Here is a 19489-nt window from a genome sequence, read left to right as displayed (position 1 = left end):
ATAAAGAATGATATTTCATACGAAAATATGGTTTGAGATTTGAGAAATAAAAATTTGGCGAATTTACAATTTAATGAATGAGATAAAATTCATTAATAAAACATATTGAATTCAATGAATGAATTATAATACATAAATTAAAAATTTTGCAAAACTTTAATTCGTAAGGCTTTAATAATCCAGACTTCTGATTTCTAGAATCCACCTTAATTGAAACTGGATACTGATCACTGAGACTGATCACCATGACCTAAAAACCACTCTCTACTCCACTTCCAATCCCATTTCCATCCTTTCTGTTCCAATAAAATAGGATGGTAAACCATCGCAGCTTTGGCTGAAGATGCATTAAAAAATCGCTGATCATCGGTGAGAATCGCTAGGGCATCTCCATTAGATTCAAGCTTAACCAAATCCATCAAAGAGCTTGGGACGTTCAGCGAATAAGAGTCAGAACTCATCCGAAGCTTACTCTTTAAACTCCAATCTGTTTCAAATCCTCTTGAAACAACTTCCAATGGAGCCACATTGTAATCTTTGCTCTGAGCTTTAGCAAAGGACAAGTACTCTTTCAAGAGTTTCAACCCTTCATTTTCCAATTGCTTGGGTCGAAAATCCTCTGGGTCTATGGAGGAAATCACATGCATCTTTTTCCTGGATCTACTGATAGCCACATTCAGCCGGTTTGGAGCCCCACTTTTTCCCAAAAGTCCAAAGTTGGTCACCAATCGACCTTCCCGATTAGGTCCATACCCCAAAGATAAAATCACCTGATCAAATTCATCCCCCTGCACATTTTCAATATTTCTAACCTTTATATCCGAATCTTGAATCCCGGCTTTCCACAACAAATCCCGAATCAATTCCATTTGGAAATAATTTCCGGTAACAATTCCCAAGCTTGCTTTTGGCGATTCACTTAAAATTTTACTGACTTTTACAACCACCGCATCGGCTTCCATCCTGTTCACCTGATTTTCCCATATCCCCTCCACTTTTTCCCAAGAAAAGGGAGAAAGTCCTGCGGTTACAGTAGGGTAATCAGGCAAAGCTTCAAGCTTTCCTTCATAGAATTGCTGGTTGGAGAAATGAATTAAACTAGGATCAGCCGATCGATAATGTCCTTTTAGGGAAGCGTTTTCAAAATAATTCGAGGCCAATTCCAATAATGATTCTGACTCCAATTCAATCCCTTCTTCCTCACTTTCCCAACGTATCTGATAAAAATCAGAAGGTTTCAGCTGTTTGGAATCTCCGGCTATTACCACTTGCTTCCCCCGAAGCATTGCAGGAATTCCTTTCTCCACAGGACATTGCGAGGCCTCATCAAAAATCACTAGATCAAATTGCTGATCCATAGGGAAAACAGCAGAAACAGTCTCTGGACTACACAGCCAGCAAGGCATGGCATGGAAAACATCTTCCTCTAATTCTGTTACCAATTTTCGTACTGACCACTTTTGCCTTTTTTTGGAAACCTGATGCAATAGCTCGCGAAATGACACCCGATTTCCAAGCCGGTTATATTCCAAATCTTGGATAAATCGCTCCTTAATTCTTAAAAGAGAAATGTGATGCGAAAGCTTCCTTTTTTCTAAAATCGAGGATGAAATTAAGCTCATCTCCTGCACCATCTTCAGACTTCCGGCCTCAGCCAACACAGGGTTTCTTCTTTCCAATTCTGAAATCCAATTCAGATACCATCCATTCCAAAAAAGATCAATTTGTTTAGCTAATCCCAATCTCGCCCCTTGCGTCCAAAGCGCTTTTGCTAATCCCCTATGAGGCCAATTATCCAATAGCTGATCAAAGCTCTGGAGCTCAGAAAAAATAGTTTGCCAATTGATTTCAGGTTCAGAAATAACCTCTTTAAGTCCACTTTCCAAAAGAAGCAAAATCTGATCATTGGAAAGCCAATTTCTCCACCTCACACACTGGGATCTATAGACTTCAAGTAAAGCTAAAAGACTTTTCAATTTTTCTTTAAAATCCTGATAAACAGATTTTAATAAATCATTAACTAAATCATTACTTAAAATAAGATTCCATGATTCAAGCCAGGTATTAAATATTTGAATTCGCTGAAAATCCTTATCTGGTAGCTCAGAAAAATCGAAAAAAGTGATTTTTGAAAGTTCTTCTTTTCTATTATTTATCCTGATTTTCTCCCGCACCTCATTCAGGACCGAAACCAAAATATCAGATTGAAATAGGAGTTCATTTTCTTGTAGATTTTGGAAAACCAAAGGGAATTTTTGGCGGTTCAATTTGGCTTTGAGCTTACCGAACCAAGATTGACTTTGAGGAATCAACTCCTTCAATTCTTCCTCCAAATTTTGAAGAGAACCTGAAATTTGATAGGACCATGAATTCTTTGAATCTATCCATTCCTGAAGAAAACCATGAACCAGTTTCAGTTCATTTTGAATCTTTTTATCCCCAATGATTTCAAGTCCAACAGACGGGTTTTCCAAGCCTTCAAAAGAAGTATAAGCCTTTTTCAAATCATCCAAAAACTGATTTGATTCCAACAGGTTTTCCAAAACCTTTTTCCAGTTTTTAAATTCTAAGTTTTTGAAATTCTCTTCTCTGAATTCCTCTACCGAATGCAGTGCATCTGTAATTTGAGAATAGTTCTGGGTGCTTAGGTTGGAAAAGGAATTTCTTTTCTGCCAGAACCCTTCACCAAACTTGGTCTGATAGCCATAGTAGATTCGATAATTTTGTTCAAAATCCTTTGCCTCATCCCAATTCAGACGAATCAGATCCTTGGACTTAAAAAACGGACCCTCAGATCTGGCCTGTAAATACAAGGATTTGGCAGGTAATCCACAGGCTTCAGAATCAAAGAGAGATTCTCTTAATCCTTCAAACTGAGAGGAAAGTCTAGCAATCGTACGGCTTAAGACCGAAATCTCTCTTTCCAACTGGATGGAATCCATTCCCCTGCTTTCCTCCTGATAAGTATCAATAGCATCGATCTGTTTTTTGATTTTCTTAAAAAGCAGATTTCTATCCCCTCTGAAATCATGCACCAAAGCCAAAAAATCCCCAAATCCCAATTGATCCAGACGCTCAAAAACCACATCTAAAGCGGCTCTTTTTTGAGAGACGACCAGGACTCTTTTTCCTCTTGAAATAAAGTCAGAAACCAAATTGGTAATCAATTGAGACTTCCCGGTCCCAGGAGGGCCCTGAACTACCATGCTTTTGCCTTTTCTCACCTCCACCAATACGTTCTCCTGAGAAGAATCCAATGGAAATACCGGATACAAATCTTCTTCTCTTGGCTCAGAAAGATACTTATCAGGAATAAACCGAGTTTGAAAGACTTCTTCTAATGACTTTTCCCGTTGCATTTTTTGCAGCAGCTCATAATCTGAAAACAAGAAACTGCCCTTTTGAGAAAATTGTCCCAAAACAGCATAAGGCTTCAATGAAACCTTTCCTTCCTGAAACTTTTCCTGATCCAGCGATGCCTGAATATTCGGAAAAGCAAGAATTCGATCCTCCAATAGATTGGATTGAACCTGAATCGAAAAATTCTCTTGGATCAGTTGATTGAGCTGAACCCTAAACTCTCTTGGGTCAGTTGATAAGGATTCCGAAAGGTTCGTTGGAAATTCATCACCAAAATCCGATTTGACAGCGTGCTTCCACGCTAATAAAAAAGCGGGGTTCCATTCCCAATCACCATCAGACGATAAGACCCAATCTCCTTTTTCCCGAAGTAATGATATAGATTTCAATAAAAGCGGAGAGCGGACTAGTTGTCCATTCACTAATTTCCCCTCCACAAACAGCCACCCAATGTAAAGGCTTTGCTCGCCTGTTTCTTCTTGTGTTAATTGATCCCTGTAGGCAAGTCTGCTTAAACCTTTAGAAAGCTGATTCGAGACCCCTGACCGCGGATCAATTTCTGGAATCAGTTTGATTTTCTTTTTCCCTTGAATCAATAGCTGAATCAGAGAAAATGCCGGGGCTCCGATTAAAAAATCAAAATCCAGTACATCTATCATCCCGAACCCTTCCAATTTGGGCAAATACAAAGACCTGTTACGGGTTGAAAGATCAGTGAGTCTATTGAGGTAAAATTGAAAGAGGTTTTGGGGCATTTATTTAAATGGAGAATCTTTTTCTTTGGCCATCTTATTATAGACAATTCCATCGAGAATTCCCGGTATCCATTTATTCAGGAACACAGCCATTTTCCCTTCAGAAGTCAGGACAATATCCCTTTTTCTTTTCAGGGTAGCTTTCAACATATGCTCTGCCACCTGTTCAGATGTCATCATTTTCCCTTCATCCCGCGGAGATTCTCCCTGAGAGGATCCATCAGCAGTCAATGCTGAATTCCGAATATTGGAGGAAGTAAATCCAGGGGCAACTACCAGTACATGAACTCCCTTTTTCATCACCTCTGTCCGAAGGGCTTCAAAAAAGCCATTCATGGCATATTTGCTGGCTGTGTAGGCGGTTCGAGCAGGCGTACCTCGGTATCCATTGATAGAAGACACACCAATGATCGAACCCTTGGATTCCAAAATAGCAGGAAGGCAGTATTTGGTAGCGTAGACAGTCCCCCAGAAATTGGTATCCATCACTTTGCGAAAAACCTCCAGATCCAGATCCTGAAACAAGGCTCTCATGGAGATACCAGCATTATTGATCAACACATCAATTCGGCCAAATCGCTGAAGGGTTTCTTCAGCCATTTTTTTATTATCCGATTCCGATCCTGCATCTGCCAAAACAGCAAGTACTTCAAATCCTTTTTCTTCCAGTTGTTTTTGGGTCTTTCCCAGCTTTTCAGGATTTCTCCCGGTAATACACAGTTTAGCTCCTTCTCTTCCGAATACTTCCGCACAAGCCTCTCCGATCCCTGAGGTAGCTCCTGTAATGACTACGACTTTATCTTTAAACTTCATGGCAAAAATTAAAGGGGTAAAGATAATGGCTATGGAATAAATACAGTATCCCAATCTTGAATTTCAAAAAGACTTTCAGTTCCACACCTTACAATTCCTTATTCATCTGGTTTAAATGGTTGGTTTATTTAGTATCACAAGCCTCTGGCATGAAATCGGTAAAAGGAAGGAATTCCATTGATAGTTGAAACGGATTTGATCTTGAAGGATTTTTTGATTGTTTCAATCAACCATTGAGAAACAAACCCATTGCTTTCGAGAAAGCTTCCTTCCTGCGGCTTGAAACTTCCAAAATCAATTGTGTTGACAAGGTTACATAACCGGTTTTGGAATATTCATTCACGTACCTAAGATTGATGAGATGGGAATTATGTATCCTAAAAAACCCGAAATCCTGTAAGAGCAATTCATAATACTTCAGGGTTTTGGACACAGTATATTTCTTTCCCTCCACGGTAAACAGATGGGTATAGTTGCTATCTGCCTCACATCTTAGAACATCCTGGATATCTAAGAAAATAAATCCGCCCTGAAAGGGCAGGCTGATTTTTTTGGAGCTGGGAACCTGGGAAAGATGGCCCAACAGCACCCCTAATCTTTCCTTTAGCTGTTGGTGATCGAGTTTTTCAAAAGCTCTGTTCAGTGCTTTTTCAAACTCCTCCCGATCAATTGGCTTCAGTAGGTAATCCAGAGCTGAAAATCGAAAGGCATCCAAAGCATACTGTTCAAAGGAAGTGGTAAAAATCAAACAAAAATCAGTCAGACTGATTTCTGCCAACAGCTCAAAACCGGTCCGGTCTCCTATTCTAACATCCAAGAAAACGATGTCCGGGCTTCTATTTTCCCATTCTTTTTTTGCCCTTTCCACTGAGTCAAACCAATACAGGTCAATTTTACTTTGGTAGGGTTTAAGGAACTCTACAATCCTATCGGTACAATGTTGTTCGTCCTCTACTATAAAAATGATCCGTTTCATATTCAAAAAGCCAAAATCAAAGGAAGTGAAATCTCTACTTGGGTTCCGCTATTGAAAGGTTTATCGATGATTTGAAGTTTTCCGTCCCAACCCAATCTCTGATTTAAAATTCTTAGTCGGCTTTCAGTAATGGCAGATCCCATGGATTGATGGGTTCCGCTCACCTGCCCCCTGCTTCTGCCGACTCCGTTGTCTTCAATAGCGCAATGCAAGGTATCCTCTTCCATTTTGAAACTAATTTCTATTTTCCCCATCTTATTTTTTTCAGGAAAGGCATGCCAGATGCAATTTTCGACGAAAGGCTGCAAGAGCATTGGTGGTACCAATACATTGGTAACGTCCAACTTATCATCAACCTCGATAGAATAGGAGAATTTATAGGGCTGTCTTCTGCTTTCAATCTGTAGGTAAAGATCCAAAAATTCCAGATCTTCCTGTAAGGATATTTCATCCTTCGAAGAATTTTCAAGTAACATTCTCATCAGCTTTCCAAATTTGGAAAGGTAATCCTGAGCAGATTCAGGGTCATATTTGAGGATATAGTCACCGATTGAGTTCAGGGAATTAAAAATGAAATGAGGATTCATCTGTGTGCGGAGCAATTTCAACTCAGTTTCAAAAATCAAGACCCTTGATTTTGCTTCACTTATTTCTGTACGTGTATCTCTTCTTTTCTTATAAATATACCCTATTGCCATCAGTATCAGCCCCACAAGAACAGCGATGCCCAAAGTATAAATTCTCTGCAGTTTTTGCCTTTCAATTTCAGCCATTGCCTGATCATGCTCCTTTTCGAAGTCAAAAGCCATTTGCCTCCTATTGATTTCAACTCTTCGGTTTTGGTTATTCAAGCTGTCTTTCAAAAGAGAGAACTCCTGGAATGCCTGTAAGCCCTGCTTGTAATTCCCTTTGGCGGCATAGATATCCGACAGAGTTCCCCAGGCTACTTTTTGAACAAAGATGTTCCCCTGTTGCTGACTGATCTTCAAAGACCTTATGGCCAGTTCCTCCGATTGATCCAATGCCCCAATCAGAAGATATGCCATGGCAGCATTCGCAAACGCAGTGGGTTTGACAAAATTGATATCTAAAGAATCTACCAGGTTCAGGCTCCTTTGGGCCATATCCAAAGCATTGACGGAATCTTGCTCCTGGACATAAATCAGTGAGAGATTACTGTACAGATTTGCCAATTGGACGGGGTTGCTATGAAGTTCCTGAAAAAGAAGGGCTTTTTCAAAATAGTATATAGCGGAATCATTCTGATGGATTGCCCCATAAATATTCCCTATATTCAAGAGAGCTGTCAGTTCTGATTCCCTGCTATTGGCAGCTACTTCCTGAAATAATTTCAGGCTTTTCCCATATTCCTCCTGTTCATAATAGATAAGCCCGACATTTCCTTTGATTCCCCACTGCAAGTCGGAAAGCTCTGGATTTTCTTCCGCAATGGACAGCGCCTGAAAATAGGAATCCAAGGCCTTAAAGGGATTGGAAAAAGTATATTGATAAATCAAACCTAAACGGTCGTTGGACATTAAAGCACCCTTGGCGTAGTTCAAAAGATGAGAGAAAACCAAGGTTTCCTGGGCAAATTCCAACAAGCTGCTATCCTGTGGATTTTCAAAAAGCCTTTGTTTGATGAAATCATTTCTTTGATCAATAATGACAGAATCCTGGATGGAAAGGTGAGTTGGGTTTAAATCCAGAGAATCAAATCCGGTCAATAAGTTCTCCTGGATCAACCCATCAAAATAAAAGAGAAAAATCAGGGATATACAAAAATTCATAAGCATTCCTAAAAGCACTTTAAATTAAGCGATTAGATCAACAAATAAATACAAGTGGGCAGAAAATCAGCCAACTGCCACACACACTAATTCTCACTTCCATATCGCAGCTCTGACCTTTATTTTTATCAGAAAACCATCTCTATGGACGCTCAGAAAATTCAATCTTACTTTTCAAAACCCGACAAAATCATTTTAGGCGTTGGTGCTGAAGTTTCAAAAAAAATCAACAGTTCCCCCTTAGTTCCTAGAATTGGTCTAGTAGTACTTACTTTCTTCCTAATTCCTTTGGGACTCTTTCTCTATATTCTCCTGTACCTGACTCTGGTTTTAAGGAAAGGAAAAACAGTGACCTTTTCCTTAACAGGCGCACTGCTTGGAATTCCTTTGAGCTACTATTTTCAGCCTGAAATCATCAAAAACTGGAAAGGAGGAAGTGGGGTTTTTGGATACTTGACAGGCCTTCCGGGAATCATGGAGGAATACCATCACTATGTTGGAAACAGCTGGTCCCTCATTGGAAACCTGATGTTATCCATTTTTCTATTCACCTTTTTAGGAGGGATCATCGGATTCATCCTTGAAAAAAAAGCCAACCAATCCTCATGAAAACCAACTTCTATTTATGCTGCTTAGTTGCAGGTACTTTTTTGCTGCTGACAGCCTGTTCTAGCGGGGATGAAGAACCCAAAGACAACAACTCCCTTTACTATTTTAAGTTCAAAGTTGACGGAGAGCAAAAGATCTACAATTATGAACCTGAAACCCAGATTAATTTAACTGCAGGGAAATATTTTGATCAGGTAAGTCAATTGCATATCATCCAACTTTCGGGAAGCAAGAATATATTCGAACCTCTTCATAACCAAATCGTTTTCCGCCTGGATCACACCGAGGACTTTAAAGCCGGAATCAGCTATTCCAACCTAGCCACCTCAGGATCCATTCATCTCCAGACATTGCTTTTTAGTTATTTTGATGAAAATGGACAGGTCTATATCGCAACGAATAATACGATTAGCCCAATATGGGAGGAGCTTGTCATTGAATTTGAGGAAATAGGAGCAGAATCTATGAAAGGTGATTTTTCAGGGAAGGCCAGAGCCTATGATTCCAGCTCCGGTCAAAACCTTCTGATCGGTGAAGTTGAGATTTCTGAGGGAGAATTTAGGGTCCCCAGAAACAATGAATAAGGCATAGGAACCTTTTAAAAAAACCGGAATTGGTAACCACTTTAAAATCAACACCGCTTGATTTCAATAAGAAGGAAAACCAATCCATCCCTTACTCTAGAACCATCCTCTGAAAAATCTTTTCATCTTCCACATCTTCAGGAGTGACTGAAATATAAGGTCCGTCTTTTAAAACAATAAAATCATAGCCTACAAACCTGGGAATTGAATCCAGATCAAACTCTCCTATTCTATCCAGATTTTCATCATATACGATCATATATTTTTTATTGGGTTTTCCGGCTTCTGTGCGATTCACCATCTTATCCAGCGACTCGGCATCATATTTTTTATAAACAATCCTCCAATAAAGTTTTCGAAAAGGGTCATAATTCAAGGAGAAATAATAATCTGTACCATACTGATATCGGATCATTTTATCTGACTGATTATCCTTAAAATCTATAAAAACTGGAGGATCGAGATGATCACTGCCCATCCAGAAATAAGGTTCCAATTCTTCTGTTTTTAGATTTAAGCTATAAATCAAATCTGCTAAAGGGTAACTGACTAGAATTAAATCCGGGTCATCGGTAGAAGAAAGACTTGGATGCACATGATCAATATTTCCCCAATAGTCATCTGTTTGGTAGAGTTCAGGATAACCTAAGAGGGTTGTATACTTCCCTGTTTGCAAATCCATTTTAATTAATAAATTTTCCTTGGTGTATTTGCTTTTGTAGGGACTTTGATCTGGAACACCAGGGATATATAGATATCTTCCACGCAAAAAAATTCGGGATTTGGAGGTCACCCAGGGAAGGACTGAATTCTCCCCGGGCCTATTGCTGTCATTTTCTTTTAGCCTATATCTCCTGAGCACCTTTCCGGAAGAGTCAGCCAAGCTCACTTGATAGCGATACCTGTCTATCAAAAATATGGAATCATAATTGTGAAAATAGAAGTCTGTCACTCCCCCAACTTCATTCGGTCCCTCTCCCTCAAATTTTAAGACTAAATCCATCTCTGGATCATTCAAGGAATTGACAAACAAATAATTGGGATCAGAATCAAAGTAATTTAAATGGATAAAAAGGGCATCTCCATCCTCTTGAAAATTTACCTGGGAGAGCAATGAAAAATCTGTGGATAAATCATTAACCGGGATTACTTTCTGACTCATAGGGTCTAAGTCGATCCCTTTTATCTCCTTGCGCTTGTCAGTACAGGAGAAAATCAAAAATGACAGACTCAAAACATAAAACAATTTCACACTACTAACATTTAATAATTAACCTAAATATATAATATTTTGAATACAAATTGAATTTCTTCCAGCCATCTTTTTTCCCTAATTTTGCGGCCATGTCGCGAAAAATGAAAAACAAAGTGGTTTCCAACCTCCTGATCGAGCGAATTGCTTCAGAGGGAAAATGTGTGGGACACCATGATGGCAAGGTAGTATTTGTCAGTGGAGTAGCTCCCGGTGATGTGGTAGATGTGCGCATTACCAAAGGAAAAAGCTCCTTTATGGAAGGTCAGGCCATTCACTTCCATGAGTATTCAACAGACCGTGTCGAGCCCTTTTGCGAACATTTTGGTACTTGTGGTGGATGCAAGTGGCAACACATCAACTACGAACTTCAAAAAGATTACAAAAGACAACAGGTGGTTGATCAATTTACCCGAATCGCCAAAGTTCCGATACCGGAAGTACTTCCTATTCTGGGTTCTTCCCAAACCCGTTATTATCGCAACAAACTCGATTTTACTTTTTCCAACAAAAAATGGCTGACTTTGGAGCAGATCCGCTCTGAGGAAGACTTCGATAGAAACGCATTGGGATTTCATATCCCAAAAATGTTTGATAAGATTATAGACATCGACCATTGTTACCTACAAGGAGGCATTTCCAACGATGTCCGAAATGAATTGAGAAGTTTTGCCTTGGAAAACAACCTGAGCTTCTATGACATCCGTGAGCAAGTCGGATTGCTCCGAAATCTGATCATCCGTACTACCTCGACTGGTCAAAGCATGGTCATTGTCCAATTCGGGGAAGACAATCCAGATCAGATTCCACAGGTTATGGAATTCCTAAAAGTTAAATTCCCTGAAATCACTTCCCTTCTTTATGTAATCAACACCAAAGGAAATGAGACGTTCCACGATCTGGAGTTGGTAACATACGCAGGTTTGCCTTACATAGAAGAGGAAATGGAAGGTCTCAAATTTAGAATAGGACCGAAATCCTTTTATCAAACTAATTCAGAGCAAGCTTATGAGCTTTACAAAGTCGCAAGGGACTTTGCCGAGTTGAAAGGTGATGAGGTCGTTTATGACTTGTATACAGGAACTGGAACGATTGCCAATTTCGTGGCTAAAAAAGCCAAGCAGGTGATCGGTGTGGAATATGTCGAAGCTGCGATTGAAGACGCCAAGCTCAACTCCCAAATCAATGAGATTGAGAATACATTGTTTTATGCAGGAGATATGAAAGATGTATTGAATGAGGAATTCATCTCTCAACATGCCAGACCGGACGTGATCATTACAGATCCTCCTAGAGCCGGAATGCATGAAGATGTTATCAATATGCTGTTGAGATTGGAAGCACCGACTATTGTTTATGTTTCCTGTAATCCAGCGACTCAGGCCAGGGATGTAGCTTTATTGGGAGAAAAATATCAAGTGGAACGAATTCAGCCTGTAGATATGTTTCCTCAAACCTACCATGTTGAAAATGTTATACGCTTAACCCTCAAATCATGATTTCAGATTTCAATGATCCCGAATTAAACGGAAAGTACCTTGGTACAATTAGCAGTGATTTCATTAAGATTTCTGATGTATTGAAAGAGGCTGCTTACCAGATCAAATCCCGTGGTTTTTCGGATTACCCCATATTCCCAATTTCCAAGGAAATGCAACCGATCGGAAAGATATTTCTGGGAAAAGCAGAGAAAAACCTAGAGTGGAATTACTTCATTACCTATGTGGATGAATTCGTTCAGAGAAAACTCATTTCTGAAGAATCTCTGGAAGAGTTTAAAAAATCATACAAAGATCCAGACGAGTTCTGTTGCTTATTTGTAATGGATGGAGCATTTACCAGCTTCGTTTACATTCCTTATCCAGAAGAATAGATAAAAAGAAAGGCTTGATTATAAATATCAAGCCTTTCTTTTTACATGTTTCGGATTAGAAATGTTTCCACCCCTGAGCTTTAAGAGGTACGGCTGTACCACTTTTTGTCACTAGGAATTTCCCTTCTTCAGGTTTAGTCATATGACCGATAAAGTGAATATCTGGATGTTTCTCCAGCTTGGAAAAATCCTTTTGGTCGATAGTGAATAGCAATTCATAATCCTCTCCCCCGTTCAACACACAGGTGATCGGATCTAAATTCAATTCTACGGCCGTATCAAAGGTTTGCTTATCAATGGGAAGTTTATCCTCATAAATTGTTGCACCCACATTGGAGGCTTTACAGATATGAAAAATTTCAGAAGCCAATCCATCTGAAATATCCATCATGGAAGTAGGAACCACGCCAGCTTCTTTCAATTCATGAATGATATCCATTCTAGCATCTGGCCTCAGCTGTCTGCCCGTGACGATGGTATACTTTTCCAAATCAGGCCTCATATCAGGATTGGCAAGGAAAACTTGCTTTTCTCTCTCCAAAATCTGAAGTCCTACCAATGCCGCTCCCAAATCGCCAGTAGCACAAAGAATATCATTCACCTTTGCACCATTTCTATAGCTGATCTCTTCTTTTTTAGCTTCACCGATGGCAGTCACGGAAATAACCAACCCACTTCTTGACGCTGTGGTATCTCCTCCTATCAAATCCACTCCATAATGTTCACAGGCTGCTCGAATCCCAGAATATAGGGCATCAACTGCCTCAACTGAGAAGCGATTGGAAAGTGCGATCGAAACCGTGATCTGCTTGGGAATTGCATTCATCGCAGCCACATCAGAAACGTTTACAGCCACAGCTTTAAAGCCAACATGAGGCAATGGCGCATAGGAAAGGTCAAAATGAACCCCTTCCAATAATAAATCTGTGGTTACCACCTTCACATGATCTCCACCTTCAATGACAGCTGCGTCATCACCGATTCCTTTAAGGGAAGAGTTGTTTTTGATTTCAATTTTTTCGCTTAGGTGATCGATTAAACCGAACTCACCCAAATCACCTATTTCTGTTCTTTTTTCGCTCATTTTTATTTGTACAAAGTATGATGTTCAAAGTATTAAGTATTTGAAATCAATAGATTCAATATCCTAACCTTGAAACTACTTTCTATTTTCTATTCTTTTGAAAACCAGTCTGCTCACTGCTCACTGCTCACTGCTCACTGCTCACTGCTCACTGCTCACTGCTCACTGCTCACTGTTAAACCCCAATCTCCTGACAGAGTTCCACCAAAACCCCATTTGTGGTTCTGGGATGCAAAAATACGACTAATTTATTGTCCGCACCCAGTTTTGGCGTTTCATTCAATATTTCAAAACCTTCCCCTTTTAAGCGTTCCACTTCAGCTTCAATATTTTCAACATCGAAAGCAATATGATGGACGCCGGGCTTCTTTTTTTCCAAATATTTGGCAATAGCACTGTTGGGATTCGTTGCTTGAAGCAATTCAACTTTTGTTTCTCCAACCTGAAAAAATGAGGTTTCAACCGCTTCACCTTCCACTTTTTCAGTCTTGAAATGCTTTTTCCCCAACAACTTGGCAAACAAAGCATTGGATTCTTCTAAATCCTGCACAGCAATTCCTATATGCTCAATTTTCCTCATTTTAATATTTTGTATATTTGCAAATGAATCTTTTCGAAAGCCTCTCTGTTCTGCTTTCGAATACAATTGAAGATATATAAAAAGATATAAAATATGATCATCGTTTCTGATAAGGCCAAAGAGCGAATTTTGGAACTCAAGCAAGAAGAAGGTCGTGCCGATAACGAAAACATCCGCGTTTCTGTAAAAGGTGGCGGCTGTTCCGGGTTAATGTATGATTTGGGATTTGATGCGAATACTGTTGAGACCGATCACGTATTTGAAGATAAAGGTGTGAAGATTATCGTTGATAGAAAAAGCTTGTTGTATCTGGCAGGAACTACTTTGGAGTTTACGGACGGATTGAACGGAAAAGGCTTCCAATTTATCAATCCAAATGCCAGCAGAACCTGCGGCTGTGGAGAAAGCTTCTCAGTTTAATTTGAGCAATACTTCAGCTATCAAAAAATTAATGAGGCGACCCAAACGGGTTGCCTTTCTTTTTACCCATTTCCTACCCCATTTTAGCGCTCATTCCTTACCTTTGCCCCCATTAAAACCGAACCCAAATTATGGAAGAACAAATCAAAAAAATTCAACTCAATGATCTTCATACTGCATTAGGTGGCAAAATGGTCCCTTTTGCCGGATACAATATGCCTGTAAGATATAGCTCAGACAAAGAAGAGCACCATTGCGTAAGACAGGGAGTTGGGGTATTTGATGTGTCCCATATGGGAGAATTCATGGTGGAAGGTCCAGAAGCCTTAAATCTGATTCAAAAGGTTACTTCCAACGATGCCTCCAAATTGATCAATGGCCAGGCGCAATACTCTTGTTTTCCAAATGAAACGGGAGGAATTGTTGACGATTTGATCGTTTACAAATTTGAAGATGAAAAATACATGTTGGTAGTGAATGCCTCCAATATTGATAAAGATTGGGCTTGGGTAAACAAGTTCAACACCATGGGAGCGAAACTGACCAATATTTCTGATGAGATTTCTCTTTTTGCAGTACAAGGACCTAAAGCTATCGAAGCAGTTCAGTCATTGACTCCAGTTAATCTTTCCGAGGTTAAATTCTACCATTTCACTGTAGGAGAATTTGCAGGAGTTCAGGATGTCATCATCTCTGGAACCGGTTATACAGGAGCTGGTGGATTTGAAATCTATGTGAAAAACGAAGATGCCGAGAAAGTATGGAAGGCAATTTTTGAAGCAGGAAAAGACTTTGGAATCCAACCAATCGGATTAGGAGCAAGGGATACTCTTCGCCTAGAAATGGGATATTGCCTTTATGGTAATGACATCACGGATGAAACTTCCCCTATTGAAGCTGGTTTGGGATGGATTACCAAATTCACCAAGGATTTCACCAATTCTGAAGCTTTGAAAGCTCAAAAAGAAGCTGGTGTTCAACGAAAATTAGTGGGTTTTGTGATGCAGGAAAGAGGGATTCCAAGAGGTCATTACCCTATTGTAGATTCTGAAGGAAATGTAATCGGCGAAGTCACATCCGGAACTCAATCTCCTTCTATGGAAGTTGGGATTGGATTGGGCTATGTGAAAACCGAATTCGCAAAGGCCGGAACTGAAATTTTTATCCAGATCAGAAACAAAAACCTGAAAGCACAGGTAGAAAAACTTCCTCTTTATAAAGGATGAGACAGATTGAAGTTTGCTTCAGCCCTGAGCTGATTCAATTACATGAATTACAAGGTAAAATCGTGGTTGTCGTGGATATTTTCCGTGCGACAACCACGATGGTTACCGCCCTTTCCAAGGGAATTGAAGAGATCAGAACCTTTGCAGACAAGGAATCCTGCCGCAAAATGCAAAGCCAGGGATACTTGGTAGCCGGAGAAAGAAATGGCAAAACCATCGAAGGGTTTGATTTGGGTAATTCACCAGTGGCATTTTTGAAAAAGGATTATTCCGGAAATAAATTAGCTATGACCACAACTAATGGAACATTGGCTATTTCCAAGTCTCAGGAGGCTGACGAAATCCTAATTGGTGCATTTCCAAACCTTTCCGCTACCATCCAATATATTCAGCAACAAGACAAGGATGTTTTAATTCATTGTGCAGGATGGAAAGGGAAATTCAATCTGGAAGACTCTCTTTATGCCGGGGCTTTGGTTAAATCTCTTGAATCCACGCATCTTTCTGAGGATGATGGGGCGATGGCCATGAAGTCACTTTTTGAAAAAGAAGGCCATCAGATGAAGCAATTCCTTTCTCAGGCTTCACATGCCAAAAGACTGCAGAATCATGGAATTGAACATGATATTGACATCTGCTTGACCTTGGACTTGTTTGATATTGTAGGAAAGGTTTTTAATGGCGACGTTTTGAAAAAAATCTAATTGTCTTTCTTAAAATTTATTTATTTTTTAGTTCATATTTTCAACAAACGATTTTATGAAATTCAAAAATCCTTTTACAATAAAAGTAACCAAGCATTTTTTAATTGGCTCAGAAGTAGTATTCAAAGGAGATGCACAATCTTACAATTTTTTAAGAACCCAAGCTGTAGATAAATTATTTGCAAAAGAGGACAATGATGGACTAGAATTAGTTTTTAAGGATGGTTTATTAATCGAAAAGCATCAATGGATGTATGGGGAAAGAGATCCATTAGAGTTATCTGATGAAGAAAAATCATTCCAACTAAAAGAAGAAATATCACCAAATGTTATTTTTGCCATTTTACTTTCTCAAGCTAAATCAGAAAGTTTTCTCGGCGGAACAAAAGAAAAGGAATTTAATCTTCCAAAATTCTCAAAAAAGCCATCGTTTCAATATTTAGGAAAATTATCAAACAAAACTCATGGTTTCGAGTGGCTACCATTTGATCTGAATCTTACCATTCCATTATATGGTTATTTTGACCAACTATTTTTGGATTATTCTGATCAAAACAACCCATTTGTCATCAATGAATCCGAGTATTTAAACTCAGACTATGATGATAAAATTGTGAATTCAAGCAGCCAAGTAATATTTGAAAAAACATTTATTTCTACTGAAAAACTTTACGAACACAGAGAATTAGAGTGGGAGAACGGGCTGATTGGAATCCCTAAATGGATTCAAAATCCTGCCATTCCTACATGTCCAAAATCAGGAGAAATGATGAAATTTATCTGCCAAATTTCATCAGAAATAAATGTCCCTGTAATAGAATCTGATTTAAAATTTTCTTCGGCCTCGATTGATAATTCGTATTATAATAAAATGAATTTTGGATCTGATGGGGACCTTTTCATTTTTATGAATCCAAATACCAAAATAGTTTGCTATATTATTCAGCACACCTAAAAGACTGATAATGTTAGACTTACTATGGAGTATCTTTGACTTAGCGATAATTATTCTTTTTGTATTCTTTTTCTTGTTGGTGATACGACTCGGCATTTCCCAACTACAAAAAAAATGGAGGTTCATTGCCATCCCTGCAATTTTGATTGGGACCTTTTCACTAATCAAGCAAAACAAACCGGGTCAAGGAAAGGACAGCCCTATAGGCTTAGAATATTCAGTTGATCAGATTATAATTCCTGTTTCCACTATTAATGATTTAAATATATCTATTGTACGAGAAAAGGAAAACAACCAAATCAATCCCTTTCTTTCGGATTCCTACTTATCAGGTTTTGTTTTAGGAAGGGTATGGAAACAAGAAGGGATTCAGGAAAAAGACGGAAGAATTGAAATCTTAGGTTCGGTTAATTACTATTTATTTGGAATAGACCTGATGAGTTTACCCAGGACGGTAATTATCAAACCGAAAAGCGAAAATGAGACTCCCAACTTTAAGCATGAGTACTCATCTTAAACGAAATTTTTCCCAACCAACCAAAACTTAATTGAATTCTTAAAAGAAGCTGGTATTTTACATTCTTTAAAACCACCAGCTGATGAAATATTATTTATCTATTTTCTCTCTTCTTTTGCTTTTCACTTCCTGCAAAAATGAGAGTAAGGAAAAACCACTTCCCCGTATTGCTATTGCCGGATTGGCGATAGAATCCAGCACTTTCTCTCCTGCCAGATCTACGGCAGAGTCTTTCAAGGCTCGGGTTGGAGACGATATTTTCAATTATTACCGATTCCTTTCTGATAGTTCTGAAGATCGAGCAAGAGCCCAATGGTTTCCAACCTTGAGAGGCCATGCCATCCCAGGAGGAATGGTAACTCGCGAAGCTTATGACTCTTTGGTCAATGTGACTTTGGAAATGCTGAAAGAAAACCTTCCCTATGACGGATTATTCTTTGACATCCATGGTGCCATGAGTGTAGAAGACTTAGATGATCCTGAAGGTGATTTTATAGTCAAGGTGCGCGAAGTAGTCGGTCCTGAGACGTTGATTTCTACATCCATGGATTTGCATGGAAATGTTTCTGAAAGACTTGCTGAGAACTCCGATTTGATCACCTGCTATAGAATGGCACCTCATGAGGATGCATTAGAATCCAAGCAGAGAGCAGTTGAAAACATGTTGGATAGATTGGAATCCGGAAAAGGAAAACCAGCTTTCAAAGCATGGATTCCAGTTCCTATTTTACTTCCAGGAGAAAAAACCTCAACCAGAATCGACCCCGGAAAAACCTTGTATTCAAAAGTTGATCCCCAGACCAAAAAAGAAGGGGTGATTGATGCTGCAATCTGGATCGGATATGCATGGGCGGATGAACCAAGAAACCATGCTGTAGTAATGGTAACCGGAGATAATGAGGCTCAAGTCAAAGAAAGTGCTGAGTTTTTGGCTCAAAGCTTTTGGGATGTCAGAAATGAATTCGAATTCGTCGCACCCGTTGCATATTTGGACGAGAGTTTAGAGATGGCTTTGAAAAGTGAGAAAAAGCCATTTGTGATTTCTGATATGGGAGACAATCCCACAGCAGGGGGTGCAGGCGATGTTACCTGGACTTTGAATGAGCTATTAAAAAGACCAGAATTCAAGTCAGAGAATGGACCAGAATTAATCTACGCATCCATCCCGGGACCAGAATTGGTTGCAAAAGCAAAAGAGGCAGGAGTTGGAGCTCAGGTTGAAGGGTATGTGGGAGCTGCTGTAGACAATCGTTTTGCAGGCCCTGTTTTGCTAAAAGGAAAAGTCTTAGCAATCAAAGAAGGAGACAGAGATGCAAAAACAGAAGTTGTAGTTCAAGTTGGCTCGATCAAGGTAATCGTTACTGAAAAAAGAAAGCCTTACCACAACGAATCTGACTTTACTGAACTCGAATTGGATCCTAGAAATTCAGATATTTTAGTTGTAAAAATCGGCTACCTAGTACCTGAACTATATAATATGAGAGGAGATTGGATCATGGCTTTGACTCCAGGTGGAGTGGACCAGGATTTGGAGCGTCTAGGCTACCAAAGAATCAAAAGACCGATGTTCCCATTGGATAAAGACATGGCTGATCCTGACTTGACTGTCAGATGGATGAAAGCAGCTGATGAACTGAACTAATTTATACTCAAAAGTGACATTTGTCATTTTTATTGGCCAATATTCTGGGTAATCTTGGTAATTGATAAACGCAAATAGACCATGTTAAAAAAACATCCACTACAGGAAGAATTTCCAGAATTTGAAAGCAAGATCAATGATCTAAAGGTTTCAAATGAGCACTTCAAAAAGCTTTTCGAAAACTACGATGAAGTAGATCATGAAATTTATAGAGTAGAATCCGATACAGAGCCGGCTTCTGATGAGGCGGCAAATCAGCTTCGGATCAAAAGACTTCATTTGAAGGACGAGATTTACCAGTTTCTTCAGGATAATTAATCAAAATGCCCGGTTTAGACCGGGCATTTTT

At 39.3% G+C, this 19489-nt stretch carries 18 protein-coding genes; 11 read left to right on the top strand and 7 right to left on the bottom strand.

The genetic code is table 11. The features are described 5' to 3' along the window. Positions 1–227: 227 nt before the first annotated feature. The 4 genes from O0V13_RS16260 to O0V13_RS16245 all read right to left on the bottom strand — a co-directional run bounded on the left by O0V13_RS16260 (position 228) and on the right by O0V13_RS16245 (position 7700). Positions 228–4115, bottom strand: a complete 3888-nt coding sequence (locus tag O0V13_RS16260; RefSeq protein ID WP_268036029.1) for an AAA domain-containing protein — start codon at positions 4113–4115, stop codon at positions 228–230. Further along, complete coding sequence (locus O0V13_RS16255) at positions 4116–4928, bottom strand: SDR family oxidoreductase (protein WP_268036028.1); 813 nt, start codon at positions 4926–4928, stop codon at positions 4116–4118. A 226-nt stretch (positions 4929–5154) separates the two neighbouring features. Further along, positions 5155–5904: a LytR/AlgR family response regulator transcription factor gene (locus O0V13_RS16250; RefSeq protein ID WP_268036027.1), complete on the bottom strand. Its 750-nt coding sequence runs from the start codon at positions 5902–5904 to the stop codon at positions 5155–5157. Positions 5905–5906: 2 nt separating this feature from the next. After that, the gene (locus O0V13_RS16245; protein ID WP_268036026.1) at positions 5907–7700 is read right to left on the bottom strand and encodes a tetratricopeptide repeat-containing sensor histidine kinase; all 1794 of its coding nucleotides are present in this window, start codon (positions 7698–7700) and stop codon (positions 5907–5909) included. Between the two features lie 138 nt (positions 7701–7838). On the opposite strand from O0V13_RS16245, the gene O0V13_RS16240 reads away from it, so the two are divergent. Beyond that, positions 7839–8303, top strand: a complete 465-nt coding sequence (locus tag O0V13_RS16240) for a PspC domain-containing protein (RefSeq protein ID WP_268036025.1) — start codon at positions 7839–7841, stop codon at positions 8301–8303. Next, on the top strand, positions 8300–8887 hold the full coding sequence (locus O0V13_RS16235) for a hypothetical protein (protein ID WP_268036024.1): 588 nt from the start codon (positions 8300–8302) through the stop codon (positions 8885–8887). Before O0V13_RS16240 ends, O0V13_RS16235 begins: the two co-directional genes overlap by 4 nt. A 91-nt stretch (positions 8888–8978) precedes the next feature. Here the strand turns inward: O0V13_RS16235 and O0V13_RS16230 are convergent, their stop codons facing one another. After that, a complete protein-coding gene (locus tag O0V13_RS16230) occupies positions 8979–10049 on the bottom strand; it encodes a DUF4221 family protein (protein WP_268036023.1) in 1071 nt (356 codons plus the stop codon). Between the two features lie 182 nt (positions 10050–10231). Between O0V13_RS16230 and rlmD the strand changes: the two genes are divergently transcribed. Next, the gene (gene rlmD, locus O0V13_RS16225; RefSeq protein WP_268036022.1) at positions 10232–11638 is read left to right on the top strand and encodes a 23S rRNA (uracil(1939)-C(5))-methyltransferase RlmD; all 1407 of its coding nucleotides are present in this window, start codon (positions 10232–10234) and stop codon (positions 11636–11638) included. After that, positions 11635–12012 carry a hypothetical protein gene (locus O0V13_RS16220; RefSeq protein WP_073570698.1) on the top strand — a complete coding sequence of 126 codons (378 nt, stop codon included), beginning with the start codon at positions 11635–11637 and terminating at the stop codon, positions 12010–12012. The genes rlmD and O0V13_RS16220 overlap by 4 nt, the downstream gene beginning before the upstream one ends. 55 nt (positions 12013–12067) lie before the next feature. Here the strand turns inward: O0V13_RS16220 and thiL are convergent, their stop codons facing one another. Together thiL and mce are read right to left on the bottom strand one after the other, a co-directional pair. Continuing rightward, the gene (gene thiL, locus O0V13_RS16215) at positions 12068–13096 is read right to left on the bottom strand and encodes a thiamine-phosphate kinase (RefSeq protein WP_268036021.1); all 1029 of its coding nucleotides are present in this window, start codon (positions 13094–13096) and stop codon (positions 12068–12070) included. A 175-nt stretch (positions 13097–13271) separates the two neighbouring features. Continuing rightward, complete coding sequence (gene mce / locus O0V13_RS16210) at positions 13272–13676, bottom strand: methylmalonyl-CoA epimerase (RefSeq protein ID WP_268036019.1); 405 nt, start codon at positions 13674–13676, stop codon at positions 13272–13274. A 93-nt stretch (positions 13677–13769) separates the two neighbouring features. Between mce and O0V13_RS16205 the strand changes: the two genes are divergently transcribed. From O0V13_RS16205 to O0V13_RS16175, 7 genes are all read left to right on the top strand, one after another. Then, positions 13770–14096, top strand: a complete 327-nt coding sequence (locus O0V13_RS16205) for a HesB/IscA family protein (protein WP_073570701.1) — start codon at positions 13770–13772, stop codon at positions 14094–14096. 131 nt (positions 14097–14227) lie between these two features. Next, complete coding sequence (gcvT, locus tag O0V13_RS16200; RefSeq protein WP_268036018.1) at positions 14228–15322, top strand: glycine cleavage system aminomethyltransferase GcvT; 1095 nt, start codon at positions 14228–14230, stop codon at positions 15320–15322. Continuing rightward, positions 15319–16026 carry a 2-phosphosulfolactate phosphatase gene (locus O0V13_RS16195; protein WP_268036017.1) on the top strand — a complete coding sequence of 236 codons (708 nt, stop codon included), beginning with the start codon at positions 15319–15321 and terminating at the stop codon, positions 16024–16026. Before gcvT ends, O0V13_RS16195 begins: the two co-directional genes overlap by 4 nt. 55 nt (positions 16027–16081) lie before the next feature. Continuing rightward, positions 16082–16981, top strand: a complete 900-nt coding sequence (locus O0V13_RS16190; protein WP_268036016.1) for a hypothetical protein — start codon at positions 16082–16084, stop codon at positions 16979–16981. Positions 16982–16991: 10 nt separating this feature from the next. Further along, entirely contained in the window at positions 16992–17498 is a 507-nt protein-coding gene (locus O0V13_RS16185) for a hypothetical protein (protein ID WP_268036015.1), read from the top strand. An 82-nt stretch (positions 17499–17580) separates the two neighbouring features. After that, entirely contained in the window at positions 17581–19140 is a 1560-nt protein-coding gene (locus O0V13_RS16180) for a M81 family metallopeptidase (RefSeq protein WP_268036014.1), read from the top strand. Between the two features lie 81 nt (positions 19141–19221). Continuing rightward, positions 19222–19458, top strand: coding sequence for a YdcH family protein (locus O0V13_RS16175; RefSeq protein WP_268036013.1), 237 nt, complete (start codon positions 19222–19224; stop codon positions 19456–19458). Positions 19459–19489: the final 31 nt, after the last annotated feature.

The sequence above is a fragment of the Algoriphagus sp. PAP.12 genome (genome assembly GCF_026652115.1).
GTDB lineage: Bacteria > Bacteroidota > Bacteroidia > Cytophagales > Cyclobacteriaceae > Algoriphagus.
This window is presented reverse-complemented; position numbering and strand designations above follow the sequence as displayed.